Here is a 23,903-nt window from a genome sequence, read left to right on the forward strand (position 1 = left end):
GGGCTACTCCTGCGGGGAGGCGGAGGGCAAGGGAGTTGGTGGGATCGGAGTGCTGTGCTGTTCCACTGAGGCGAAGATGTCCCGGGCGACCGGCGTGCGGATCTCCTCCGCCAGCTGCCCGATCAGGCCCGCGGTGCGGGCGAGCAGGGCGAAGCCGCGCAGGAGGGGGAGTGGGAGGCCCAGATCGGCGAGGGCGGCTCCGCACACCCCGGCGCCGTTGAGGGGGAGCGTGCGGCCGAGGACGCCCGGGTGGGTGCGGCCGATGGCCTCGAAGAGGGTGAGGTGCGGGCCGAAGAGGCCCTCCTCGCGGGCGATGTCCATGAGGCGCTGGGTGCGCGGGTCGCCCTCCTTGTGGAGGTGGTGGCCCAGGCCCGGGATCAACTCGTGTGCGGAGTGGGTGTGTTGGATCGTGCGGCGCGCCAACGAGTCCCAGGCTGTCTGGTCGTCGGGGGCCGGGTGCTCGGTGCCGAGTGAGGTCACCACTGCGGCGAGGTAATGGCCCGTGTCCTCGGTGACGCCGAGGAAGCGGGAGCCGCCGCCCAGCAGTCCGGCGGCGAGGGCGCCCTGGACCGAGTCCGGGGCGGAGAGGTACGTGAGGCGGGAGACGATCGCGGTCGGGGTGAAGCCGTGGTCGGCGAGCGCGGCCAGGACCGCCTCGAAGACGCGGGTCTCGCCGGGGCTCGGGCGGCGCTGCGTGGCCAGCCAGAACGCCAGCTCACCGAAGCCGACGGAGCCCATGATGTCCTCGGCCAGGTCCTGGCCGAGGAGCGTGATCCGCTTCGGGTCCGATGCGCCCAGGGCTGTGGGGTAGGAGGGGGGTGTGGTGGATGTGGGGTGGGTGGGCTGGTTGGGCTGCTTCGGTTGGTTGGGGTGTTTCGGGTGCTTCGGCTGGTCAGGCATGTGGGGGCTCCGTGGGGGTGGGCTTGGTCAGCCATGTGCGCAACTCCTCGCCGTGTTCGTCCAGTTCGGGCGGTGGGAGGCGGTACGTGGCAGGGGTCGCGGAGAAGCGGATCGGGTGGCGGGTCGTGGGCAGGGTGCGGTCGCCCTCGCCGACGGTGACGACCGGGTCGAGGCCGAACTCCTCGGCCATCGTGAAGCCGCCGTCGATCGTGTTGATCGGGCCGCTCGGGACTCCGGCCTTCACCAGCAGCGTGAACCATTCGTGCGCGCCGCGCGTGGCCAGGCGCTCGACCAGGATCGGGCGCAGTTCGTCGCGGTGGGACGTGCGATCGGCGTTGCGGGCGAAACGCGGGTCGTCGGCGGTATTCGGGATGCCCAACACGGAGCACAGCGTGCGGAATTGGCCGTCGTTGGCGGCGGCGACGATCAGGTCGTGGTCGGCCGTCGGCAGCGGTTCGTACGGGAAGACGCTGGGGTGGGCGTTGCCCATGCGGTAGGGGACCGTGCCCCCGGCGACGTACGCGGAGCTGTGGTTGACGAGGCCGGTGAGCGCCGAGGAAAGGAGGTTCACCTCGACGTGCTGGCCCTCGCCGGTGGCATCGCGGTGGCGCAGCGCCGCGAGGATACCGATGGCGGCGTGGTTGCCCGCCATGACGTCGAAGACGGAGATGCCGGCCCGGAAGGGCGGGCCCTCCGGGTCCCCGGTCAGGCTCATCAGGCCGGACATGGCCTGCACCATCAGGTCGTAGCCGGGGACGTCACGGCCCGCGCCGGTGCCGAATCCGGTGATGGACGTGTAGACGAGGCGGGGGTTCGCGGCGTGGATCGTCTCGAAGTCGAGGCCGTAGCGGTCCAGGCCGCCGGGGCGGAAGTTCTCTATCAACACGTCGGCGCGGTGGGCGAGTTCGGCCGCGAGCGCGGCATCGGACTCGTCCCGGAGGTCCAAGGAGAGGGAGCGCTTGCCGCGGTTGATGCCCAGGTAGTACGTCGAGACGCCGTCGTGGACCGGGGGCATCCACGTGCGGGTGTCGTCGCCGCGCGGGCCCTCGACCTTGATGACGTCGGCGCCGAGGTCCGCGAGCAGCATCGTCGCGTACGGGCCCGCGAGGATGCGGGAGAAGTCGGCGACGAGGATGCCGGACAGCGGTCCTTTGGTGGGCGGTTGATCGGGTGCGGTGCTTGGTGGCATGGAGTCGGCCTCTCCGTGTCCGAGGGCCGGACACTTGCCCGTGTGGGGGATGCGGGAGCTCGGCGGGTGTGGCGTCACGGAGTGGTGGGTGCGCTCTCGGGGCTCCGCCACGGGCCCCGCTGCTCAAGCGCCGCAGGGGCTTGAATTGGGCCAGTCGGCTTCTGTGCCAGCGTCACATGTGGGACCGACTCCATCCGCGCGAAGTCGAGGCTGATCTCTCCCGCCGCGTGCAGCAGGCGCGGCAGGTGGGCGTGCACCAGGACGTCGACCGGGGTCTCGGCCGCGTGCGCGTTGACGTTGAGGCTCGCGATCACGCGGCCCGTGCCGTCCCGCAGGGGCGCCGCCACCGAACGGATGCCGCGGGCCAGCTGCTCGTCCGTGAGGGCCCAGCCGCGGGCCCGTACGTCGCACAACTCCGCCTCCCACTCGGCGCGTTCGGGGCGCCAGAGCGGAGTGAGGCCCGAGCGGCTCGGCTCGGCGAGAACCCGTGCCGCCTCGTCCGGGGCGAGCGCGGCGAGCAGTACCTTGCCGAGGGAGGTCTGGAGCGCGGGGAAGCGGGTGCCGATCTGCACGGACAGCGTGACGATCTTCGGGCGGGCCACCCGGGCGACGTAGACGATGTCCGAACCGTCGAGCTGCGCGATCGAGCAGGACTCGTCGGTCTGCTCGACGAGGCGTTCCAGATGGGGGCGCGCCACGTCCCACAGGCCCATCGAGCGGACGTAGGCGACCCCGAGGTCGAGCACGCGCGGCGTGAGCGCGAAGCCGGCGGCGCACTGGCGGACGTAGCCGAGTTCGGTCAGCGTCAGCAGGATGCGGCGCGCGGTCGGGCGGGCGAGGCCCGTATCGGTCGCGACCTCGGCGAGCGACATCACCGGGCGGCCCGACCGGAACGCGGTGATCACGTCCAGACCGCGGGCCAACGCCTCGATGAAGTCCGGGCCGGTTCCTTCGCGTGGCATGGCGGCTCCTCCGTGCCATGGGCCAATCGATCCAACTCCCCACTGTTCCATGGGGATTGACAGCAGGGTGCGCCTTCATCAGCATCGGTGGCAATGGTCGACCGGCATACGGACGCTCGTCCGACAGGGGGCGATGCGGGTCCGGACCGATCCAGAGAGGTCCGGAGTGCCGGAGAGGAGACCGATGATGCATCGCTCAGCTCCCTCGGAACCACCGAACCCGCCGAACCCGCCGGAATCGTTCCCGCCCGGACGGCCCGTCGTCCTGCGCGGCGGCACCGTCCTGCCCATGGACCGCGCCCGTCGGGTCCTCCCCGGCACCGATGTGCTGGTCATCGGTGATCGCATCGCCGCCGTCGGGCCTCAACTCGCGGTAGCCGACGGCACGTTGGAGATCGACGCCACCGACGGCATCGTCATGCCCGGCATGATCGACACGCATCGGCACATGTGGCAGACCGCCATGCGCGGCTACGGCGCCGACTGGACGCTCACCCAGTATTTCGTCTGGTACTACCTCGAACACGGCACCGCCTTTCGCCCGCAGGACATCCACGCGGGCAACCTGCTCGCCGCCGTCGAGGCGCTCGACGCGGGCGTCACGACGGTCGTCGACTGGTCGCACGGGCTGCAGAGCACCGCGCACGCCGAGGCCGCCGTGGACGCGCTGCGCTCCGTTCCCGGCCGGTACGTCCTCGCCTACGGGAACATCCAGCAGGCGCCCGCCGAATGGGCCACGGCCCCGGACTTCCGGGCCTTCGCGCGTCGGCACATCGCCGATGCCGACGACATGCTCGGCTTCCAGCTCGCCTTTGACGTCACGGGCGACCCGGCCTTCCCCGAGAAGCCCGCCTTCGAGGCCGCCCGCGAACTCGGCGTACCCGTCACCACGCACGCAGGGGTGTGGGGCGCCACCAATGACGACGGCATCCGCCTCATGCACGAGCACGGCTTCATGACACCCGAGACGGTGTACGTGCACGCGGCGACGCTGTCACCGGACTCGTACCAGCGCATCGCGGCGACCGGCGGCTCGGTGTCCGTGTCCACGGAGAGCGAGCAGAGCGCGGGCCAGGGCTATCCGACGACCTGGGCGTTGCGCGCCCACGGCATCCCCGTGTCCCTGTCGATGGATACGAGCGTGTGGTGGAGCGGCGATCTGTTCTCCGCGATGCGTACGACGCTGGGCGCCGACCGGGCCCGCGAGCACTTGGAGGCGCACGCGCTGGGGGAGACCGTCACGCACTGCGCGCTGCGGGCGGAGCAGGTCGTGGAGTGGGCGACCGCGGGCGGCGCGCGGGCGCTCGGCCGTGACCGTGACCTCGGCAGCGTGGAGGAGGGCAAGAAGGCCGATCTCGTCCTCGTAAAGAACGACCACTCACCTGTTTCCTTCCCGCTTCTCAATCCCTACGGACACATCGCCTTCCAGGCTCAGCGCGGTGATGTGCACACCGTCCTTGTCGACGGGCGGGTCGTGAAGCACGAGCACCGCCTCGTCGACATCGACCTCGCCGCCGTGCGACGCGAGGCCGAGGGCACCGTCGAGCACCTGCGGTCGACGCTGGGCGAGGAGGCGTGGCGGGCCGGAATGAACCCCGACGTTCCCGAGGCGAAGATCCTCGACAACCCGTACACGTACACCGACTTCCGGTCCGGAACGACCCACGGCCGGTGAGGTCCCCGATCGGCCGGACGGAGGCCGCGTCGAGGGCATCGAGTGCGGTGTGAAAGACTTTCACCCTGCCGGTGCGAGCACGGTCCCCATGGAGACCGTCGACGCCACCATCTCTTCTTTCGTCCTCCGGATGCCACGACCGTTTTTCTCCCCGGTCGCGCCGTGTCCGGACGTCGGCATGAGCGGGTGGGGCAGGCCGCCCGCCCCGGCGCCTGCCCCAGTCCACCTCGCGCGACGGAACGACGGAACCAAGCCACATGACACAACTGGATGAGACGGCCGCGACCCCGAGCGCCGCAGGCCCGGTGGACAGTGCGGACGGCGGTGACAAGCCCAGCCGTTACGCGAAGAAGGCGGTGTTCGCCTCCTCCCTCGGCTACGCGATGGACGGCTTCGACCTGCTGATCCTGAGCTTCGCCCTCTCCGCCATCTCCGCCGACCTCGGCCTGGACAAGGCGCAGGGCGGCTCGCTCGCCACCATCACGCTCATCGGCGCCGTCGTCGGCGGACTCGGCTTCGGGATGCTCGCCGACCGGATCGGGCGGGTGAAGGTCCTCACCTACTCGGTGATCTTCTTCGCCGTCTTCACCGGCCTCTCGGCGCTGGCGACGTCGTACGGGGAGCTGTCCGCGTTCCGGTTCCTGGCCGGCGTCGGGATCGGCGGCGAGTTCGGCATCGGTATGACGCTCGCCGCCGAGGCGTGGCCGAGCAAGAAGCGGGCGCGCGCCACGTCGCTGGTCGCGCTCGGCTTCCAGGCCGGCGTGCTGGCCGCGGCGCTCATCTCGGCGCCGGTGCTCGCCGCATGGGGCTGGCAGGGACTGTTCCTGATCGGCGCGGTGCCCGCGGTGGTCGCCATCGCGCTGCGCTCCCGGCTGCACGAGCCCGAGCACTTCACGCGCAGCCGCAGCGAGGGCGCGCGCCTGTCGACGCTCGCCTCACTGAAGCTGCTGGTGAAGGACGGGCCCACGGCCCGCGCCAGCTTCGGCGTCCTCGTCCTGACCTCGGTCCAGAACTTCGGCTACTACGGCATCATGACGTGGCTGCCGACCTACCTGAGCGAACGGTTCGGCTACAGCCTCACCAAGTCCTCCGGCTGGACCGCCGTCACCGTCGTCGGCATGGCGCTCGGGATTCTTCTTTTCGGTGAACTCGCCGATCGGCTCGGCAGGCGCAGGACGTTCTGGTTCTTCCAGGTCGGCGCGGCCGTCTCCGTCCTCGCGTACAGCCAGCTCGTCTCGCCCTGGGCGCTGTTCGTCGGCGGCGCCGTGATGGGCCTCTTCGCCAACGGCATGACCGGCGGCTACGGCGCGCTGATGGCCGAGCTGTACCCGACGCAGGTGCGGGCCACCGCGCAGAACACCCTGTTCAACATCGGCCGTGCGGTGGGCGGTTTCGCGCCCGTCGTCGTGGCCCTGTGCGCGGACCGGTGGGGCTTCGCCGTCGCCATCGGCCTGCTGTCCGCGATCTACGTCGCCGACATCCTCGCCATGTTCGTCATCCCGGAGCGCAAGGGTTCGCGGCTCGCCTGAGGGCCCCTGACGGCACCCGCGCAGGGTGCTCGCCTTCGGCGCGGACGGGCCGCATGCTGGGACCGGACGTCCGCGCCGAAGGGGAGGCAGCCGTGACTGCTCGCGATCAGGATCTGCGTACCCAGAAGATCTGGGCCCGCGACGCGCCCCACTACGACGGCTGGATGCGCCGCATCGACCGACACCTGCTGCGCGGGGGACGCGCCCGGTTGTGCGAGCGGGCCCACGGCCGGGTTCTGGAGGTCGCCGTCGGTACCGGCCTCAACCTGCCGTACTATCCCAAGGGCACCGACCTGACCGGGATCGACCTCTCCCCGGACATGCTGGCCCGCGCCCGGGTACGCGCCGCGGACCTCGGTGTCGACGCCATCCTCAGCGAGGCGTCCGCGACCCGGCTCCCGTTCCCCGACGGCTCCTTCGACACGGTCGTCTGCGCGCTGGCCCTGTGCTGCATCCCCGACGACCGCTCGGCCGTCGCCGAGATGCACCGCGTTCTCGCGCCGGGCGGCACGCTCCTCCTGATCGACCATGTCATCAGCCACCGCTTCGCCGTCCGCACGCTCCAGCGGGCGATCGAACCCGTGATGATGAAGCTCGCCGACGACCACCAACTGCGCCGCCCGCTGCACCTCGTACGGGAGGCGGGATTCAAAGTCGTCGAGCGTGAGCGCTACAGCTTCGGCGTGATCGAACGGCTCGTCGCGGTCAAGCCGGAGCTGGAGCCGGATCCCGAGCCGGAGTGAGGGAGTCCAGGACGGCGGCGAGGTCCGCGCCCGCGCGCAGGAGTTCCACGGAGCGCGCGCCGATCCGGTCGAGGCGTTCCACGAGGATGTGCCGGACCCGCTCAGGACCGCCGCCCTCCTGGAGTGAGTGCAGCGAGTCGATGATGTCCCGCACCGCGGGGATGCCGTATCCGCTGCCGCGCAGCGCCGCGACGATCCTGGCCGCGCCGATCGCCGGGGCGTCGTAGCGGCGCGCCCGCAGCGAGGTCACGCGCTCGGGCGTGACGAGCCCCTCCCGCTCCCAGAAGCGCAGCGTCGAGGTGCGGACGCCGAGCGCGGCGGCGAGTTCGGTGATGGTCATGGTGTCGGCGCCCTCGGCCGCGCTGTGGTGGGCCGCTTCGGTTTCGACCGCGCCGTGGTGAGCCGCCTCGGACTCGATCGCCCACAGCGCCTGCTGGGCGCGCAGCACCTCGTCGCCTTCGCGCGCGAGGCCGACGTGCACGGCGTTGATCGAGGCAGCCGCCTCCGTGACCGTCCGCGTCCACAGGTCGGCCATCAGCTGCCGGGCGGCGACGGGCCCGACGGCCCCGGCGAGCCCCCGGTAGGCACGCAGCGCCTGTACGTGGACGGGCGCGTAGGCCCGATAGCCATTGCCCGACCGCACGGCCGCCGGGATGACCCCGAGCCGCTCCAGATCGCGCACCTGTTGCACGGAGTACGCCGACTCCCTGGCGACATCGACGGTCCTGAGCGCGCTCTCGTCGGGCATCGGTCCCCTCTCGCCTCCCCGCAACCCCACACAAGCACTTCAAGCCGATGCTTGAACCATGACCAGCAACACGAGTATGGAACAGATCATCACGACCGTGCGCGGCTTCGACGGCGCGCTCGTCCTCGCTCCCGAGCCCGGCGGTGATTTCCCCGAGATCGCGTGGGGCGACGCGTTCTTCTACTACGCGCCGGACGGCGAGGTCCCGCAGGCCGTCCAGCCGTACGGGACGATCGTCACCAAGAACTATCCGGGTGACGTGCTGTCGGCACTGGACGCACCCGGCCGCCTGCGCGTGAACATCCAGCTCGACCGGGCCACGTTCCAACAGCTCACTGGAGAGTCCCCGGTGGACCACGCGGCCGTCGACACCGTGCTGCCCCATCCCGTGTACGGCGCCCAGAACTGGATCTGCGTCGTCAATCCCGGTGAGGGGACGTACGACACGGTCCTGTGGCTGCTGCGCGCCGCGCACGACGCCGCACGGGCCCGCTTCGAGCGCCGTCGGCAGACGTGATCAGCAGACCGTGCCCGGCCGGGCCGCCGTCGCCCGCAGCAACTCCCGCACCAGCTCGAAGTCGACGGCGGCCGCCTTCCGGAACCGTAGGCACCCCTTGCCCATGTCCTGCCCCGCGAGCCGCTCGGTGAAGGCCTCACGCACATCGCTGCGCATCAGATAGAAGGAGATGTACTGCTTCTGGCCCGCGAACGCGATCTCGGCGACACCGTCCCGCTCGTAGGCGGGCATGCCGTACGCCATGACCTCCGCGAAGCCGGCCAGCTCGGCGCGGCACAGCCGCCGGAGTTCGCCGAGCGCGGCCCTGCGCTCGTCGGGCACCTCGTCGAGGTAGTCGTCCACGGTCCGGGCGGAGCTTTGCACCATGGCGGGATCGTACGTCGCCGCTCGCACTGCCGTCGGCGTGCTCGCTCACGCCTCACTCGGCGCCGGGGCAGGAGACAGGACGTCGGGTGCCGGCGTCGCCCGGCGGGCGCCCGCGCGGGTGGCGCCGACGCCGGCGGCGACCACGAAGGCGATACCGGCGGCGGGTGCCAGGCCGGGTGTCTGGCCGAGGACGAGGAGGCCGACCAGCATGGCGATGGCGGGTTCGAGGCTCATCAGGGTCCCGAAGGCCGACGTGGTCAGGCGTCGCAGGGCGAGGAATTCGAGGGCGAAGGGCAGTACGGGACTCAGGGCGGCCAGGGCGAGCATGATCCACAGAGTCGGCCAGGTGACGTGGGCCGTGACGGCGGGCGCGGCGACGATCATGCCGAGCACGCCGGCGACGGGCATGGAGACCGCGAGCCCCTTCAGGCCCGTGACCCGGTCGCCGACGCGCTGGGTCAGCAGGATGTAGGCGGCCCAGCAGGCCGCCGCTGCCAGTGCGTACACCGCACCGAGCGCGTCGAGGCCGCCGTGCCAGGGCTCGGTCAGCAGGACGACACCGATCGCGGCCGCCGCGGTCCATATCCTGCGGCCGTGACCGGGCCCGACCAGGGAGACGGCCAGCGGGCCCAGGAACTCCAGCGCGCTCGCCGTGCCCAGGGGCAGACGGGAGAGGGCCAGCATGAAGAAGACCATCATGCCCGCGGTCGCGGCGCCGAGCACCGTGCAGGCCAGTAGATCGGATCCAGTGAAGTCACGGCGACGGGGACGGACGAGGACGAGCAGCAGCACGCCGGCCCAGCCCAGGCGGAGCCCCGCCGTGCCCAGCGCGCTGAGCTGGCCGAAGAGCGGCACGGTCAGGGCGGAGCCGAGCTGGACGGTGGACATGGAGGCGACCGCCATCGCGAATCCGGCTTGCGCGCCACTCGGACGGGATCGGGGTGAGGGCTGGGGCGAACTCATGGGCGACAGTCAATGCCCCCTGCACCGTTCGCGTCCACGTGCCGATCCTGGACGTTCTGTTCGATGATCCTGGACAATGGGAAGATGGAGACACGGCGCCTGCGGCTACTGGTGGAACTGTCCCGGCTGGGTTCGATGCGCGCGGTCGCGGACACGGTGGGCACCACGACCTCGACGGTCTCGCAGCAACTCGCTGCCCTCGCACGGGAGATGGGCACCGATCTGATCGAGCCGGAGGGACGGCGGGTGCGGCTCACCCCGGCCGGTCGACGGCTGGCCGAGCACGCCGCGGTGATCCTCGCCGCCGTCGAGGCCGCGCGCCTCGACCTCGCTCCCGGAGCGGAGCCCAACGGGACGCTGCGGGTCGCCGGGTTCGCCACCGCCATCCGCGTCCACCTGCTGCCCCTCGTCACCGAGCTGGCGGACAGCCACCCCCGGCTGAACATCCTCGTCCGCGAGCACGAACCCGCCGAGGCCCTGGAGCTGCTCGCCGCGGACGAGACCGATCTCGCGCTCACCTACGACTACAACCTGGCCCCCGCCGACGCGGACCCCGCACTGCACACCACCGCCCTGTGGACCGCATCCTGGGGGCTTGGTGTCCCCGCCGACGCCGAGGTGCCCGAAGGGGCCGACACTCTCGACGTCTTCGCCCGGTTCCGCGCGCAGGACTGGATCGTCAACTCCCGCGGCACCTCCGACGCGACAGTCATCCACACCCTGGCCGCCATGGCAGGGTTCACGCCCCGCGTCACCCACCAGGCCGACAGCCTCGACCTGGTCCAGGGCATGATCACCGCCGGGCTCGGAGTGGGACTGCTCCCCATCGGCACCCCCACCGTCCCCGGGGTCCGGCTGCAGCCGCTCACCGGCCCCGAGGTGGTGCTGCGCGCCCACGTCGTCGCGCGGCACGGCCGCCTGGGCTGGCCGCCGCTCGCACTGGTCACCGACCTCCTCGCCCGGCGGACCGCGTCCCGGCCGACCGCTCAGTAACTGTCGTAGCTGGGCTCGCCGTTCGGCCGGTAGACGCCGACGACGGTGCCGCCCTTCGTCGTCGAGACGCTGACCGGCTCGAGCGCGGTGGGGATCGCCCCGTCGGCGAACAGCCGCTTGCCGGTGCCGATGATCACCGGGTGGATGGTCAGCCGGTACTCGTCGACGAGGTTGTTCCGCATCAGCGTCTGGGCGAGGTCGCCGCTGCCGACGACGTTGATGTCGCCGCCGTCGGACGACTGCAACGTGCGGACGGCGTCGACGACGTCGCCCTCCAGGAGCGTGGAGTTCCGCCACTCGACGGACTTCAGGGTCCGGGACGCCACGTACTTGCGCATGCTGTTCATGCGCTCGGTGAACGGGCTGCCGGGATCGGCGTTCGGCCAGTACGACGCGAAGAGGTCGTACGTCTTGCGGCCGAGCAGCATCCCCTCGGAGCGCTCGTACCAGCCGGCGATGGCCGCGCCGACCTCCTCGTCGTCCGTCGGCTTCTGCCAGCCGCCGTGCTGGAAGCCGTCCTCCACGTCCTCGTCCGAACCACCGGGCGCCTGCATGACGCCGTCCAGGGTCAGGAACGTGCAAACGATGATCTTGCTCATGGTGTGCTCCCTTCGTCGACAGGTAGACCGGGCAAGCGCCGGGAACTCATCGACGGGACCCTCCGGGAGCACACCGCGCGGCCCCGCCTACAACCCGTACGTCTTGCCGATGATGTCCCGCTGGATCTCGCTCGTCCCGCCGTACACCGTCGACACGACCGTCGCACGCAGCAGGGCCTCCATGCCGTACTCCGTGGCGTAGCCGTAGCCGCCCATCATCTGCATCCCCTCGAGAGTGATGTGCTTCGCCAGCTCCGTGCACTTGAGCTTCGCCATCGAGGCCTCGCGGGGGAACACCTTGCCCGGCTCAGCGTCGATCGTCGCGGCGACGTCGTCCAGGAGGAGCTGCGCGCACTCCAGTTCCGTCGCCATGTCCGCGATGCGGTGCTTGAGCGCCTGGAAGGAGCCGATGGGACGGCCGAACTGCTCGCGCTGGCGGACATACGCCAAGGTGTCGTCGAAGGCCCGGCGCGCCACCCCCAGCATCATCGCGGCGAGGATCATCCGCTCCAGGTTCAGACCCGCCATCAACTGCGTCCAGGCCTTCCCCGGCGTGCCGACCACCGCCGAGTCCGGGACGAAACAGTCGGTGAAGTAGAGGTCGTTGACCTCCTTGCCTCCCATCGTGTCGATGCCACGGATGGTCAGGCCCTCGGCGTCCGTCGGCACCATGAACTGAGTGAGGCCCTCGTGCTTCGCCGAACCCGGTTCCGTACGGGCGATGAGCAGGATGTGGTCGGCGAAGTGGGCGTTGGAGCACCACGTCTTCTGCCCGTTGACCAGATAGCCGCCCGCGGTGCGCTCCGCACGGCAGGTCAGCGCGCCCACGTCGGAACCGGCCCCCGGCTCCGACATCGAGACCGACTCGACCCGGCCGTTCACCACGCCTTCGAGGATGGTGCGCTTCTGCTCCTCCGTGCCGAACTTCTCGTACGCCGCCGCGGTGATGATCGTCGTGCCGAAACCGCTGATGGGGGCGCGGCCGTAGGAGGTCTCCTGGAGGAAGAGGGAGAGGTCCACCATGCCGAGGCCCGCGCCGCCGTACTCCTCGGGGACGGCGATGCCGAGCCAGCCGAGCTTCGCCATCTTCTCGTACAGCTGCTGATTGTGGTGTTCCACGCCGTTGGACGTCAGCTTGTCGCGCTGTTCCTTCGTGCCGCACTCGCGACCGCAGAAGTCCGTGATGGCCTTGACCAGATCGCCGCGCTCGTCGGACAGGACTCGGGGCATGGTGTGTCTCCTGAGGAAGAGGAAAGGTGTGTACGTGACGGGTGGGCACGGTCAGCTGTTGCTGTTGCTGTTGCTGTTGCTGTTGCTGTTGCTGTTGCGGACCGCGGGGAAGACCGTGTGCAGCAGGTGGAGCACCGAGCGGGTGAGAAGCACGTGCAGGTCGTCGCGGGTGAGCGTGCCGCGCTCCAGCCACTCGTGGGACGCGGACTTGAGCATGGCGCTGTGGGCGCGGATCATCGCCCGGAGCTTCTCCCGGCCCGCGTCCTCGGCGACGTCCGTCATCATGGCGGCCTCGAGGATCCGGTCGGTGGCGATCTCGTCGGCCTCCAGCATGATCCGGTCGACCTCCGGGTCGCCGAGTGACTCCATGCCGATGGCCGCGAGCCACATCTCCCGGTTCCGGTCGACGACTTCGAGCCAGCGGTCGACGCAGACGGCCAGGCGCTCCTCGGCCGTGGTCGGCGGCAGCCGCTGTGACACGGAGGCCGGGATGACCATCATCTGCCGCACCACTTCCAGGTACAGCTGCCGCTTGTCACCGAAATAGTGGTTGACCAGGGCCCGGGCCACGCCGGCGTCGGCCGCGATGTCCGAGATCGACACCGAGGCGTAGCCGGCGGAACCGAACCGCCGGCGGGCGACGGCGAGGATCTCGGCGCGGCGCACGTCCGGTTCCATCCGACGCCGCCTGGTGGCCTGGGTGGCCTTGCCTCCCATGGGCGGCTACTCCTTGTCCCTGTCCACTGGTTCGTCGGACTCGTACATCGACTCGATCGTCGCCGCGTGCAGGTCGTCGATGGCCTTGCGGCGCAGGCTCAGCTTGGGCGTCAGCTCGCCGGTCTCCGCCGTCCACGGCCCGGCGACGACCCGGTACCGCTTGACCTGTTCCACCCGCGAGAGCACCGCGTTGGCCTCCTCGACCGCGCCGTCGAGTGCCGTCAACACCTCGGGATGCACAGCGAGTTCGTCGAGCGCTGTTGTGGTGAGTCCATTGGCGCGCGCCCAGGACGGGGCCGCTTCCTCGTCGAGGACGAGCAGCGCCGTGAGATAGCGGCGCCGGTCGCCGATCGCGACGGCCTGGCCGATCAACGGGTGTGCGCGCAGCAGGGATTCGATCCTCGTCGGGGCGATGTTCTTGCCGCCGGCGGTGATGATGAGTTCCTTCTTGCGGTCCGTGACGGTGACGATGCCCCGGGAGTCGACGGTGCCGACGTCACCGGTCGGCAGCCAGCCGTCGGCGTCCGTGCCGGGCGCGATAGCACCGTCCGCTTGGAGGTACCCGGAGAAGACGACGGGGCCGCGGACGAACAGCTCACCGTCCTTGGCCTCCGTGACCTCGATACCGGGCCCGGGACGGCCGACCGAGCCGAGGGCGAACACGTCGGGCGTGCTGACCGTGGCCGCGCCCGTGGTCTCGCTCAGGCCCCACACCTCGTACACCGGCAGGCCCACGCTCGCGAGGAACTCCAGGACGGCGGTGGGTATCGGGGCGGCGCCGCTGAACGCCCGCAGGCAGTCGTCGAAGCCGATGGCGGCGCGCAGCGGCCGCAGTGCGAGTTCGTCCAACTGCTCTAGCTGCTCCGTCAGTTCGGTCGGGACACTCTTGCCCGCGGAGCGCAGTCGGAAGACTTCGAGTGCCGCCTTCTGGGCCTGCGCCAGGGCCGTCGCCTGCTGCTCGGGGAGCGCCGCGAGCTGGGCGCGCAGCCCGGTGGTGAGCTTCTCCCACACCCGCGGCACACCGAAGAAGCCGTGCGGGCGGACCTTCTGGAGCGCGGGCAGCAGCTGGTCGGGGGAGGGGCAGATGGTGACATGGCCGGCGCTGCAGATCGGCATGTAGATCCCGAGGACCCGCTCCGCGATGTGCGCCATCGGCAGGTACGCGACCGAGCGCGGATGCGGCGGCAGCGGCACCAACTGCTCCTGCATCACGGACTCGTGGATCACGTTGCGGTGCGAGAGCACCACGCCCTTGGGGTCGCCGGTGGTGCCCGAGGTGTAGACGAGGGCCAGCGGCTGGTCCGTGGTCACGGCGTCCGTGAGCGACTCGAAGGCCGCGTCGTCGGGCGGCAGGGCGTTGCGCACCGCCGCGTAGCTGACGAACCGCGGATCGTCGGCGGGAGCGGCCGACCAGTCGAGGACGACCACGGCGCGCAGCTGCGGCAGATCGTTCAGGACGGGCGCCCAGCGCCGCACCTGCTCCGCGCCCTCAAGCACAAGCACGGTGGCCGCGCTGTGCCGGGCGATGACACCGATCTGTTCGCCGCTCAGGGTGTCGTACGTGCTGCAGGGCAGCGCGCCGATGTGGGCGGCGGCCAGATCGGTGACCCAGTGCTCGGCGCGCTTGGACATCGCGATGAGCAGGCGATCGCCCCGGCCCAGGCCGAGTTGGGCGAGGCCACGGGTGAGCGCGGCGGCCTCGGCGCGCAGTTGGGACCAGGTAAGCGTGCCCGCGTCCGGCCCGATGCCGGTGGTGAGGGCGGGCCGGTCGCCGAATTCCTCGGCGTTGCGGCGCAATAGTTTGGTGATCGTCAGCCCGTCAACGGACTGACGGAGCGGCTCTGTTGGCGTCACGGCGGCTCCCGGAAACGTACGACGTGGAACGTGCGGGGTTGGGCTGGCTGTGCGTGAGCGGTGCCCACCGTGGACCGTTATTGGCGCCGTGTCAATAACTCGCGTCGTCGTCACCGGGGGTCACATTCGACGACAGGGACTATGCCGGCGGCCCCAGCATCGGCACCAGGAACTGCCGGGCCACCTCCCGCATCCGCTCGTCGTCGTCCAGGTCGATGACGTGGCTGGGCACGACCAGGAACGACGTGCAGACACGCACCATCATTTCGGCCACCACATCCACGTCCACCCCGTCGGCCACCTGTCCCGCCCGCTGTTCCTCGCGCAGCCGCGCGGCGACGAACTGCTGCACCACGTACTGGGTGCGGCCCCCGTCGGTGGTAATCGACGGCACCACGGAGTCCGGTTCGACCGCCATGAGGCCGCCGATGAGACGGTTGTGGCGGATGGCGCGCAGCGAGCTCACGAAGCCGAGGACGACCCGGTCGGCGACCGTGTCCGCGCCCCGGATCTCGGTCGCGAACTGCTCGAAGTAGCGCCGGAACTCTCGTCGTACGACGTGCTCGACCAGTGCTTCCTTGGTGTCGAACCGGCGGTAGACGGTGATCCGGGAGACACCCGCGATCCGTGCCACGTCGGCCATCGTGGAGCGCTTGATGCCCATGCGGCAGAACTGCTCGTAGGCGGCGTCGAGCAGTCGGACGGTCACGTCGTCCGTGTCGTCGGCCTCGACGGTGGATTCGCTGAAGGCCAGCTCGAGCACGTTCGGTTCCACAGGTGCCTCCCTGATTGCGTGAAGCCTCTGGCGTTCATGCCTCGTCTGTGCTCCCCTGTGGTACTGATACAGAGATGCTCAACGTGTTTCATCGTACCAAGGCAACTGCCGTTCAGGCAGGGCCTGTTGTCGGTCGAGCGAGTCACGGAACTCAAGGAGGAGTTCGGAGCAATGGATGGCTTGAGCAGGCGGAACATATTGCTCGCGGGCGGTGCCCTCGGGGCGCTCGGAGCGCTGGGTGCGGCGTCCCCCGCGAGTGCCCGGTCGCTGTGGACGTGGTCGCCCGGTGACTCGATCGCGGGGGCGGGCGCGGGTGTCGACCCCGAGTGGGTCTGGGACGACGAGGTGGACCGGCTCATCGCCTCGGTCATCGACCGCGGCGACGTGCCGAAGGTGAACGAGCAGCTGCGCACATGGACCCGCAACGACCAGGCCGCGCCGTCCGGACTCCCGCAGGACGTACGGGAGTTCATCGACAAGGCGCGCCAACTGCCCGACTGGGCCGACCGGGACCAACTGGAGACGGCGGCCAGGTTCAACGAGACGCGTGGCTTCTACCTCAATGTGCTCAACGGGATCGGCGGCGGCATGCTCAGCACCGCCATCCCCCGGGAGGCGCGCGCCGTGTACTACTCCAAGGGCGGCGCCGACATGGAGGACCGCGTCGCCAAGACGAGCACGCTCGGCTTCGCCGTCGGTGACCTCAACGCGTACCGCGCCGACGGCGACTGCATCGTGCAGGCCGTCAAGACCCGCATGGTGCACGCGGCGGTGCGTCATCTGCTGCCCAGGTCGCCGGGCTGGTCCCAGGTCGGCGGTGGCCAGAAGATCCCGATCAGTCAGGCCGACATCCTCGTCACGTGGCACAGCCTCGCCACGTACGCGATGGGCAAGCTGCTGGAGTGGAAGGTGCCGGTGAGTTCGGCCGAGTCCGGGGCCTATCTGCATCTGTGGCAGGTCACCGTGCACCTGCTCGGCGTCCAGGACCAGTACATCCCGAAGACGTGGGATGCCGCGAACGCCCAGTCGAAGCAGGTGCTCGACCCGATCCTCACCTCCACGAAGGAGGGCGTCGAGCTCACCGACATCCTGCTGGGACAGCTCGCGGAGCAGACCAGCCCCGGCGGGGTCGACCGGCCGCTGTGCAACGCGCTGGCCCGCTATCTCGTCGGTGACGGGGTCGCCGACATGGACCGCATCCCGCGGGAGCCGTTCTGGGAGAGGGCGATCGCGACGGTCTGGCCGAAGCTCGTCGCCTTCCGCGAGGGGCTCCTGCCGCTGCCGTTGGTGCCGCCGCTCGCCTGGACGGTCGACGAGGCGGCACGCCAGTACATCCTCGCCTTCCTCACCAAGGGCAAGGGCACCGTGATCGAGATCCCCGACACCAACCGGCCCAGCGGCCGTTGAGAAGGCGAGTCCAGCGATGAACGGAAGCGACGGACAGCACGGGCTCAGCAGGCGGAACATGCTCCTCGCGGGCGGGGCGTTAGGCACGTTCGGCGCCATCGGCTTCGCGTCACCGGCGAGCGCCCGGTCCCTGTGGACCTGGTCACCGACGTCCTCCGTCGCCGGTTCCGGCGCCGGCGTCGACCCCGAGTGGGTGTGGGACGAGCAGGCCGACCCGGTGATCGCGGGAGTCATCAACCGCGGCGAAGTGGCCAAGGTCAACGACCTCCTCGCGCAGTGGAAGCGCAACGACCAACCACTGCCCGACGGACTCCCCGCGGACCTACGGGAGTTCATGGAGGACGCCCGCAAGCTGCCCTCCTGGGCGGACACGGCCAAGCTCGACCGCGGCTCCAAGTTCAGCAGGACCAAGGGCATCTACGTCGGGGCACTGTACGGCCTCGGCAGCGGCCTGATGAGCACCGCCATACCCCGCGAGTCACGCGCCGTGTACTACTCCAAGGGCGGCGCGGACATGAAGGACCGCATCGCCAAGACCGCCAGACTCGGCTACGACATCGGGGACGTGAACGCCTACAAGCCCGAGGGCTCGATGGTCGTGACCGCGGTCAAGACGCGGATGGTGCACGCGGCGGTGCGGCATCTGCTGCCGCAGTCCCCGGCGTGGACGCAGGTCAGCGGCGGACAGAAGATCCCGATCAGTCAGGCCGACATCCTCGTCACGTGGCACAGCCTCGCCACCTTCGTCATGCGCAAGTTGAAGGACTGGGGTGTGCGGGTCGGCGCCGCCGACGCGGACGCGTATCTGCATGTGTGGCAGGTGAGCGCGGCCATGCTCGGCGTCCAGGAGGAGTACATCCCGAAGACGTGGGACGCCGCGAACTCGCAGTCGAAGCAGGTGCTCGACCCGATCCTCGCGCACACCAAGGAGGGCGAGGCGCTGGCCGATGTCCTCCTCGGCATCGTGGCCGAACTGGACCTGGGGCTGACCCGCCCCCTGATCAGCGCGTTCTCCCGGTATACGCTGGGCGACCGGGTCGGCGACATGATCGGCCTGTCCAAGGAACCGATCCTGGAACCGCTCGTCGCGGGTGCCTGGCCGCTGCTCGTGGCCTTCCGCGAGGGGCTCATCCCCCTGCCGGGGGTGCCGTCGGTCATGTGGACGTTGGAAGAGGCGATCAGACGGTTCGTGCTCCTGTTCCTGGCCGAGGGGCAGCCGATCGCCATCAATCTTCCGGACATGAACCGGCCGGAGTGAGAGGGAGCATGCGCAGACGACAGTTGCTCGGCTACGTACTGGCGGCACCTACGCTGGTGGCCGCGGCCGAACTCGCACCGGCAAAGGAAGCGGCGGCCATGGGGGCCGCGGCGAAGGATGTGGCGGCGAATGATGTGGCGGGAGCCGGCGGCCTGCCGTCCCTCGACATCACGGAAGTCGTCGACCTCAACGACGCCCTGTCCCTGGCGGCCGCGCCGACCTCCGCGCTCATCACGGTCCAGGTGAACAAGGACGGCACGGTGTCCTTCGCGCTGCCGCGCGCCGAAGTGGGCCAGGGCATCACGACATCCACGGCGATGTTGATCGCGGAGGAGATGGACGTGCCCCTCGACCGGGTGCACGTCACGCTCGCCGACGCCCGCCCCGAACTCCTCTTCAACCAGCTCACCGGCGCCTCCAACACGACGATCGCCACCTACACCCCGGTGCGGGTGGCGGCCGCCATCGCGCGCGGCCGGCTCCTCGACGCGGCCGCGCTCGAACTGGGCGCGCTCGTCGAGGAGTTGAAGGTGAAGGCGGGCGTCGTCCTCGGCCCGGCGGGCAAGAGCATCGGCATCGGGGAGCTGGCGGAGAAGGCCGCCGCGGCCACGACGCAGAAGGCCACGGCGCGCCTCAAGAACGCCGACGAGTTCACCGTCATCGGCACGCCCCAGGGTCGCGTCGACGCCCGCGCCGCGGTCACCGGCGCCAAGAAGTTCGCCATGGACCTCGCCGTGCCGGACGCGCTGCCCACCATGGTGTGCCGCGCTCCCACCATCAACGGCAAGGTCGGCTCGGTGGCCAACCTCGACGCGGTGCGGGCCATGCCCGGTGTCACCGACGCCGTGGTCGTCTCCACCGGCGTCGCCGTGCGCGCCCGCACCTTCGGCCAGTGCATCGACGCCGTACGCGCCCTGGACGTGTCGTGGCGGGGCGGCACGGCGGAGGGCAAGTCCGACGACACGGTCCTCGCCGAACTGAAGAAGGCCGAACCCTCCATGGGGCTCCCGTCGTTGAGCCGCACAGTGGAGGAGAGGTTCACCTTCCACTTCCGCGGGAACAGCGCGCTTGAGCCCAACTGTGCGATCGCCGACGTCCGTTCCGGCAAGGCGGAGATCTGGGGTGGCCTCAAGTCGCCCATCGTCGCGAAGCAGACCATCGCGGCCCGCCTCGGCCTGCCGGTCGGCGCCGTCACCGTCCATGTCACCGAGAGCGGCGGCTCCTTCGGCCGCAAGCTGTTCTTCGACGCGGCCCTCGAAGCCGCCGAGATCTCCCAGAAGTTGGGCAAGCCCGTCCGGCTCATGTGGCACCGCGCCGACGACGCACGCCAGGGCCGCGCCCACCCGATGGCCACCTCGCGGGTACGCGCCGCGTACTCGGGCGACAAGGTACTCAGCTTCAAGCAGCGGCACACCAGCGTCTCCACCGACCTCACCATGGGCTTCGGCGAGGCCCTCACCTCCGTGGCCGCGAAGCTGCCGGTCGTCGACCTCGCCTTCTCCGAGACGTTCTTCCAGCTGTCGCAGTCGATGCCGTACGAGTTCGGGGCCTACAGCCGGCTCCTCAACGAGACGGACAAGGGCTTCAACACCGGGAGCATGCGCAACGTCTACTCGCCCGACGTGACCTGCGCCCGTGAACTCATCGTCGACCGGCTCGCCGCGAAGATGGGCAAGGACCCGCTCGCGTTCCGCCGGGACTTTCTGCACGACGAGCGGGCCCGCGCGGTCCTCGACAAGGTCGCCGAGGTCGGACAGTGGGGGCGGAGCCTCCCGGACGGTGTGGCACAAGGTGTGGCCGTGCACACGGAGTACCACGCCGTCAACGCGGTCCTCGTGGAGATCGACTGCCGACCGGAGACGGTCGACCGGCCGATCCGCGACGGTGTCACGGGACCCCGTGTCACCAAGGCGGTGTGCGCGGTTGACGTGGGCCTCGCCGTGAACCCCCGCGGCCTGGAGGCCCAGATGATGGGCTGCCTCATGGACGGCATCGCGCAGACCCTGACGTCGAGCCTGCACCTGAAGGACGGCCACTTCCTCGAAGCGAGCTGGGACAACTACCTCTACACACGGCAGTGGAACACTCCGCCCGAACTCGACATCATCGTCATGCCGAACACGAGCGAAAAGCCGGGCGGCGCGGGGGAGTTGGGCGTCGCGGCATCCATGGCCGCCGTGGCGTGCGCGTACGCGAGGGCGACCGGCACGATGCCGACGACGTTCCCCATCAACCACGACACGCTCTCCTTCACCCCCAAGCCGACCGTCCCGCCGGTCCCGCAGTCGCCGACCGACGGTCGCGACCACGCCATCTGACCCACCGCCACCTGGCCCACCGCCATCCGACCCACCGACGAATCAGGGAGACTGGAACCCCCGTGCCCAAGCACACTTTTCGCGTCAACGGCGAGCAGGTTACGGTCGACGTAGAGGACGACGTACGCCTGCTGTGGGTGCTGCGCGACATCCTGGGCGTCACAGGCCCGAAGTACGGCTGCGGCATCAACGTCTGCAAGGCCTGCACCAGCCACCTCAACGGCAAGGCCGTCAACCCCTGCTCGATCCCCGTCAAGGAACTGGCATCCGACGACGAGGTGACGACCATCGAGGGTCTCGCCGACACCGTGGACACCGACCTGCACCCGATGCAGCAGGCCTGGCTCGACCAGGACGTCGCCCAGTGCGGCTACTGCCAGCCCGGCCAGATCATGGCCGCGGTGGCGGTGGTCCGCCGGGCGAAGGAGGAGGGCCGCGCGATCACCGACGCCGACCTGGACGGCATCCGGAACGTGTGCCGTTGCGGCACGTACTTCCGGATCCGGGAGGCGATCCGGGAGGGCGCGAAGGGGATGTGAGGGGCGAGAGCGGCGGCGTACTCACTGCGCGAGCAGTTCGCGCGCCGCCTCGACGTCGGTGATCAGGATGTTGATCCACTCGCCGCGCAGCGCCCCGCGGATGGCCGCCACCTTGTCCAGGCCGCCCGCGACACCGACCCGGCGCTCCACCGCGAGCAGTTGGTCCCGGTCGATGCCGAGGACGCGGTTGTTGAACGGGGCGTCGACCGGTTCGCCCGCGCTGTCGAAGTAGCGGGCGCAGACGTCGCCGACCGCGCCGAGCTTCTTGAGGGCCCGCTGGTCCTCGGGCGGGATCGCGTTGCCGGAGCGGCGCAGCAGCGGGGACGGTTCGAGGGTGCCGATGCCGAGGAGTGCCAGGGTGAGGCGCGACCAGGCCTTGATGGCCTCGGCCATGGCGGGTTCCCGCACCAGGAGGTCCCGCAGCTCGCTGCTGCCGACCAGGGCCGCGGACGGCATGAACACCGGCCTGGCGCCGGTGAGTTCGGCGAGCCGGCTGGTGAGGCGCGTGGCGTGCAGCTGTACTTCCGGGCTGCCGGTGCCACCGAGGAGCTGGACCACCTCCTGGGCCACGGACGGCGTCTTGGCGCGCATCACATTGACCGCCTCCAGGAGCGTGGCGCTCCAGGACGAGATGCCGATGACATCACCGCCGGTGAGGGTGGCGTCGAGGTACGTGGCCGTGGCCGAGGCGAGCGCGGGCAGCACCTCGGGGCCCGCACCCTCGACCTCCACCACGAGCGCGTCGCGCAGCCCGTACCGCTCGACCAGCGCGTCCTCCAGTTCCGCGTGCACACCCTCCGGGGACATCACGACCGTGCGCACCACGCCACGGTCCACCGCCTCCTTCAGGAGCCGCGAGACGCGGGGCTGCGACAGGTTGAGGCGGGCGGCGATCTCGGGCTGCCGCACGCCGCGTTCGTGATACAGCCGGGCCACCTTGACCAGTAGCCGGACATGGTCCGGGCTCGGCGTCGTCGCTCCCGCCACCGCGCGGCCTCCTTCTCGTTCCGTGTCCCGACCGGGGTCCGTCATGCTATCGCCGCAGATGGGCGGCGCGGGCCGCGTCCGTCGGCTCCTCTCCTGGGCGATGGGGTGTCCGGGTGCCATGGAGGGTCCTCTACTTTTACTTTCCGCGTGTCCCGAGGTCGCGGGCGGCTGCGAGGTGCCGGTGCCAGCGCGTGACGGCGTCGCGGCGTCGCGTGTCGTCCCAGGCGGGGGAGAAGACCGTCAGGTCGTCGTCCGCCCGTTGTTCGAGTGCCTCGGCCGTCCACAGGCCGAGGCCGAGGCCGGCGAGGTGTGCGGCTCCGACGGCGGACAGCTCGTGGTGCCGCGTGCGGGCCACCGCGACATCCGACAGGTCCGCCTGCAACTGCATGACGGTGTCGCTGCGGCTCAGTCCGCCGTCGGCGACCACGCGGCGCACGGGCGGCAGCGCGGCCAGGACATCGGCCACCTGATGGGCCACCGACCGCACGGCTGCGCGGGCGAGTTGGGCCCGGCCGGTGCCGAGGTCGAAGCCCGTGAGCAGGGGTACGGCCACCGGATCCCACCAGGGGGCGCCGAGGCCGCCGAAGGCCGGGACGAGCGTCACGCCGTCCGCGGCTTCGTCGGTGCTGCCCGCCAGCTCGATGAGCTGCTCCGCGGTGGTGCCGAGGAGGTCGGCCAGCCAGGTCAGGGTGCGGCCCGAGGAGCGGATGTTCGCCTCGTGCGCGTACGTCGGCTTCCCGGCGGCCCGCGTCGACCACGCGATGGTGGTGCACACGTCGCCCGCTTCGTCCGGTGTCCCGGCCACGGTCATGACCGAGGAGCCGGTGCCGTACGTGGCCTTGACGATGCCGGGCCGCCAGCCCGCGTGGGCGAACAGCGCGGCGTGCGAGTCGCCGAGGACGGCCAGGACGGGCGTCCCGTCGAGACCCGCCACCCCCTCGACCTCGCCGAACGGCCCGTCGGACGGGACGACGCGGCCGAGCGCCGCCCGCGGTATGTCGAAGAGCGCGAGCAGTTCCTCGTCCCAGTCGCCGGTGGTGAGGTCCAGCAGCTGGGTGCGCGAGGCGTTGCCGATCTCCGTGACCGGCCGCCCGGTGAGGTGGTGCAGCAGGAACGCGTCGACCGTGCCGAGCCGGAGCCGGCCCGCCTTGCTGAGCGAGCGCGCCGGATCGTGTGCGTCGAGGAGTGCGGCCATCTTCAGGGCGGAGAACATCGGATCGAGCGGGAGACCGGTGCGCCGCCGCACCTCCCCGCTCATGCCCGCCCGCTCGATGCGGGCCGCCCGTTCGATGCCGCGGCGGTCCTGCCAGCCGACCAGCGGGGCGGCGGGCAGCCTGGTGTCGGCGTCCCACAGCACGGCCGACTCGCGCTGGGTGCTGAGCGCGAGGCCGGCCACGGTGCCCGGCGCCACTTCCGTCATGCAGGTGGCGACCGCCGTACGGACACTGTCGAGGATCGCCGACGCGTCCTGCTCCACCAGGCCGGGGCCCGGATGGGTCTGGGTGAGGGGCACGCCCGCCCGGGCCACCACGGCTCCGGCCGCGTCGAGCAGCAGTGCCTTGGTGGAGCTCGTGCCTTGGTCGACGGCGAGTATGTGTCCGGCCCCGGCCCCGGCCCCGGCCCCGGCCATCGTG

22 protein-coding genes are annotated in these 23,903 nt (G+C 70.6%); 9 read left to right on the forward strand and 13 right to left on the reverse strand.

The features are described 5' to 3' along the window. Positions 1-3: 3 nt before the first annotated feature. The 3 genes from OHA73_RS43465 to OHA73_RS43475 all read right to left on the reverse strand — a co-directional run bounded on the left by OHA73_RS43465 (position 4) and on the right by OHA73_RS43475 (position 3,051). The gene (locus OHA73_RS43465; protein ID WP_327658160.1) at positions 4-900 is read right to left on the reverse strand and encodes a citryl-CoA lyase; all 897 of its coding nucleotides are present in this window, start codon (positions 898-900) and stop codon (positions 4-6) included. Beyond that, positions 893-2,089 carry a CaiB/BaiF CoA transferase family protein gene (locus tag OHA73_RS43470; protein ID WP_327658161.1) on the reverse strand — a complete coding sequence of 399 codons (1,197 nt, stop codon included), beginning with the start codon at positions 2,087-2,089 and terminating at the stop codon, positions 893-895. Before OHA73_RS43470 ends, OHA73_RS43465 begins: the two co-directional genes overlap by 8 nt. A 74-nt stretch (positions 2,090-2,163) precedes the next feature. After that, entirely contained in the window at positions 2,164-3,051 is an 888-nt protein-coding gene (locus tag OHA73_RS43475; protein ID WP_327658162.1) for an IclR family transcriptional regulator domain-containing protein, read from the reverse strand. Between the two features lie 289 nt (positions 3,052-3,340). Between OHA73_RS43475 and OHA73_RS43480 the strand changes: the two genes are divergently transcribed. The 3 genes from OHA73_RS43480 to OHA73_RS43490 all read left to right on the forward strand — a co-directional run bounded on the left by OHA73_RS43480 (position 3,341) and on the right by OHA73_RS43490 (position 6,998). Beyond that, positions 3,341-4,726 carry an amidohydrolase family protein gene (locus OHA73_RS43480; RefSeq protein ID WP_327658163.1) on the forward strand — a complete coding sequence of 462 codons (1,386 nt, stop codon included), beginning with the start codon at positions 3,341-3,343 and terminating at the stop codon, positions 4,724-4,726. Positions 4,727-4,983: 257 nt separating this feature from the next. Beyond that, a complete protein-coding gene (locus OHA73_RS43485; RefSeq protein ID WP_327658164.1) occupies positions 4,984-6,255 on the forward strand; it encodes an MFS transporter in 1,272 nt (423 codons plus the stop codon). Positions 6,256-6,347: 92 nt separating this feature from the next. Beyond that, positions 6,348-6,998 (forward strand): class I SAM-dependent methyltransferase, encoded by a 651-nt coding sequence (locus tag OHA73_RS43490; RefSeq protein WP_327658165.1) that lies wholly within the window; start codon positions 6,348-6,350, stop codon positions 6,996-6,998. Here the strand turns inward: OHA73_RS43490 and OHA73_RS43495 are convergent. Beyond that, on the reverse strand, positions 6,961-7,746 hold the full coding sequence (locus OHA73_RS43495; RefSeq protein ID WP_327658166.1) for a MerR family transcriptional regulator: 786 nt from the start codon (positions 7,744-7,746) through the stop codon (positions 6,961-6,963). The two genes, OHA73_RS43490 and OHA73_RS43495, sit on opposite strands and share 38 nt — an antisense overlap. Positions 7,747-7,822: 76 nt before the next feature. Here OHA73_RS43495 and OHA73_RS43500 point away from each other — a divergent pair, with 76 nt between their 5' ends. Next, the gene (locus OHA73_RS43500; protein ID WP_266725771.1) at positions 7,823-8,263 is read left to right on the forward strand and encodes a DUF6194 family protein; all 441 of its coding nucleotides are present in this window, start codon (positions 7,823-7,825) and stop codon (positions 8,261-8,263) included. On the opposite strand, the gene OHA73_RS43505 is transcribed toward OHA73_RS43500, so the two are convergent. Both OHA73_RS43505 and OHA73_RS43510 read right to left on the reverse strand, forming a co-directional pair. Next, positions 8,264-8,629 carry an iron chaperone gene (locus tag OHA73_RS43505; protein WP_327658167.1) on the reverse strand — a complete coding sequence of 122 codons (366 nt, stop codon included), beginning with the start codon at positions 8,627-8,629 and terminating at the stop codon, positions 8,264-8,266. It abuts the gene before it with no gap. A 45-nt stretch (positions 8,630-8,674) separates the two neighbouring features. Then, positions 8,675-9,517, reverse strand: coding sequence for an EamA family transporter (locus OHA73_RS43510; RefSeq protein ID WP_327658168.1), 843 nt, complete (start codon positions 9,515-9,517; stop codon positions 8,675-8,677). A 159-nt stretch (positions 9,518-9,676) separates the two neighbouring features. Between OHA73_RS43510 and OHA73_RS43515 the strand changes: the two genes are divergently transcribed. Then, positions 9,677-10,585 (forward strand): LysR substrate-binding domain-containing protein, encoded by a 909-nt coding sequence (locus OHA73_RS43515; RefSeq protein ID WP_327658169.1) that lies wholly within the window; start codon positions 9,677-9,679, stop codon positions 10,583-10,585. On the opposite strand, the gene OHA73_RS43520 is transcribed toward OHA73_RS43515, so the two are convergent. The 5 genes from OHA73_RS43520 to OHA73_RS43540 form a co-directional block, all read right to left on the reverse strand. Next, on the reverse strand, positions 10,579-11,184 hold the full coding sequence (locus OHA73_RS43520) for a dihydrofolate reductase family protein (protein ID WP_266724765.1): 606 nt from the start codon (positions 11,182-11,184) through the stop codon (positions 10,579-10,581). The two genes, OHA73_RS43515 and OHA73_RS43520, sit on opposite strands and share 7 nt — an antisense overlap. Positions 11,185-11,271: 87 nt before the next feature. Further along, positions 11,272-12,414, reverse strand: a complete 1,143-nt coding sequence (locus tag OHA73_RS43525; RefSeq protein ID WP_327658170.1) for an acyl-CoA dehydrogenase family protein — start codon at positions 12,412-12,414, stop codon at positions 11,272-11,274. 51 nt (positions 12,415-12,465) lie between these two features. Beyond that, a complete protein-coding gene (locus OHA73_RS43530; RefSeq protein WP_327658171.1) occupies positions 12,466-13,131 on the reverse strand; it encodes a TetR/AcrR family transcriptional regulator in 666 nt (221 codons plus the stop codon). A 6-nt stretch (positions 13,132-13,137) separates the two neighbouring features. After that, on the reverse strand, positions 13,138-14,985 hold the full coding sequence (locus OHA73_RS43535; protein ID WP_327658172.1) for an AMP-dependent synthetase/ligase: 1,848 nt from the start codon (positions 14,983-14,985) through the stop codon (positions 13,138-13,140). Between the two features lie 139 nt (positions 14,986-15,124). Continuing rightward, positions 15,125-15,760: a TetR/AcrR family transcriptional regulator gene (locus OHA73_RS43540; RefSeq protein WP_327658173.1), complete on the reverse strand. Its 636-nt coding sequence runs from the start codon at positions 15,758-15,760 to the stop codon at positions 15,125-15,127. Positions 15,761-15,931: 171 nt separating this feature from the next. On the opposite strand from OHA73_RS43540, the gene OHA73_RS43545 reads away from it, so the two are divergent. From OHA73_RS43545 to OHA73_RS43560, 4 genes are all read left to right on the forward strand, one after another. After that, positions 15,932-17,167 carry an oxygenase MpaB family protein gene (locus OHA73_RS43545; RefSeq protein WP_327658174.1) on the forward strand — a complete coding sequence of 412 codons (1,236 nt, stop codon included), beginning with the start codon at positions 15,932-15,934 and terminating at the stop codon, positions 17,165-17,167. 16 nt (positions 17,168-17,183) lie between these two features. Next, positions 17,184-18,425: an oxygenase MpaB family protein gene (locus OHA73_RS43550; protein ID WP_327658175.1), complete on the forward strand. Its 1,242-nt coding sequence runs from the start codon at positions 17,184-17,186 to the stop codon at positions 18,423-18,425. Between the two features lie 8 nt (positions 18,426-18,433). Further along, positions 18,434-20,743 (forward strand): molybdopterin cofactor-binding domain-containing protein, encoded by a 2,310-nt coding sequence (locus OHA73_RS43555; RefSeq protein WP_327658176.1) that lies wholly within the window; start codon positions 18,434-18,436, stop codon positions 20,741-20,743. 62 nt (positions 20,744-20,805) lie between these two features. Further along, entirely contained in the window at positions 20,806-21,282 is a 477-nt protein-coding gene (locus OHA73_RS43560; RefSeq protein ID WP_267073337.1) for a (2Fe-2S)-binding protein, read from the forward strand. A 21-nt stretch (positions 21,283-21,303) separates the two neighbouring features. Here the strand turns inward: OHA73_RS43560 and OHA73_RS43565 are convergent, their stop codons facing one another. Both OHA73_RS43565 and OHA73_RS43570 read right to left on the reverse strand, forming a co-directional pair. Further along, complete coding sequence (locus OHA73_RS43565) at positions 21,304-22,269, reverse strand: sugar-binding transcriptional regulator (protein ID WP_327658177.1); 966 nt, start codon at positions 22,267-22,269, stop codon at positions 21,304-21,306. 136 nt (positions 22,270-22,405) lie between these two features. Further along, positions 22,406-23,899, reverse strand: a complete 1,494-nt coding sequence (locus OHA73_RS43570) for an FGGY family carbohydrate kinase (RefSeq protein ID WP_327658640.1) — start codon at positions 23,897-23,899, stop codon at positions 22,406-22,408. Positions 23,900-23,903 lie beyond the last annotated feature (4 nt).

The sequence above is a fragment of the Streptomyces sp. NBC_00483 genome (assembly GCF_036013745.1).
Classification (GTDB): Bacteria; Actinomycetota; Actinomycetes; order Streptomycetales; family Streptomycetaceae; genus Streptomyces.

What these genes read in the sequence shown, in the direction of transcription:
- OHA73_RS43480 (WP_327658163.1), top strand. Translation starts at nt 3,341, where the DNA reads ATGGACCGCGCCCGTCGGGTCCTCCCCGGCACCGATGTGCTGGTCATC.
- OHA73_RS43550 (WP_327658175.1), top strand. Translation starts at nt 17,184, where the DNA reads ATGAACGGAAGCGACGGACAGCACGGGCTCAGCAGGCGGAACATGCTC.
- OHA73_RS43495 (WP_327658166.1), bottom strand. Translation starts at nt 7,746, where the DNA reads ATGCCCGACGAGAGCGCGCTCAGGACCGTCGATGTCGCCAGGGAGTCG.
- OHA73_RS43505 (WP_327658167.1), bottom strand. Translation starts at nt 8,629, where the DNA reads ATGGTGCAAAGCTCCGCCCGGACCGTGGACGACTACCTCGACGAGGTG.
- OHA73_RS43530 (WP_327658171.1), bottom strand. Translation starts at nt 13,131, where the DNA reads ATGGGAGGCAAGGCCACCCAGGCCACCAGGCGGCGTCGGATGGAACCG.
- OHA73_RS43475 (WP_327658162.1), bottom strand. Translation starts at nt 3,051, where the DNA reads ATGCCACGCGAAGGAACCGGCCCGGACTTCATCGAGGCGTTGGCCCGC.
- OHA73_RS43485 (WP_327658164.1), top strand. Translation starts at nt 4,984, where the DNA reads ATGACACAACTGGATGAGACGGCCGCGACCCCGAGCGCCGCAGGCCCG.
- OHA73_RS43555 (WP_327658176.1), top strand. Translation starts at nt 18,434, where the DNA reads ATGCGCAGACGACAGTTGCTCGGCTACGTACTGGCGGCACCTACGCTG.
- OHA73_RS43500 (WP_266725771.1), top strand. Translation starts at nt 7,823, where the DNA reads ATGGAACAGATCATCACGACCGTGCGCGGCTTCGACGGCGCGCTCGTC.
- OHA73_RS43525 (WP_327658170.1), bottom strand. Translation starts at nt 12,414, where the DNA reads ATGCCCCGAGTCCTGTCCGACGAGCGCGGCGATCTGGTCAAGGCCATC.
- OHA73_RS43545 (WP_327658174.1), top strand. Translation starts at nt 15,932, where the DNA reads ATGGATGGCTTGAGCAGGCGGAACATATTGCTCGCGGGCGGTGCCCTC.
- OHA73_RS43515 (WP_327658169.1), top strand. Translation starts at nt 9,677, where the DNA reads ATGGAGACACGGCGCCTGCGGCTACTGGTGGAACTGTCCCGGCTGGGT.
- OHA73_RS43520 (WP_266724765.1), bottom strand. Translation starts at nt 11,184, where the DNA reads ATGAGCAAGATCATCGTTTGCACGTTCCTGACCCTGGACGGCGTCATG.
- OHA73_RS43510 (WP_327658168.1), bottom strand. Translation starts at nt 9,517, where the DNA reads ATGTCCACCGTCCAGCTCGGCTCCGCCCTGACCGTGCCGCTCTTCGGC.
- OHA73_RS43470 (WP_327658161.1), bottom strand. Translation starts at nt 2,089, where the DNA reads ATGCCACCAAGCACCGCACCCGATCAACCGCCCACCAAAGGACCGCTG.
- OHA73_RS43570 (WP_327658640.1), bottom strand. Translation starts at nt 23,899, where the DNA reads ATGGCCGGGGCCGGGGCCGGGGCCGGGGCCGGACACATACTCGCCGTC.
- OHA73_RS43465 (WP_327658160.1), bottom strand. Translation starts at nt 900, where the DNA reads ATGCCTGACCAGCCGAAGCACCCGAAACACCCCAACCAACCGAAGCAG.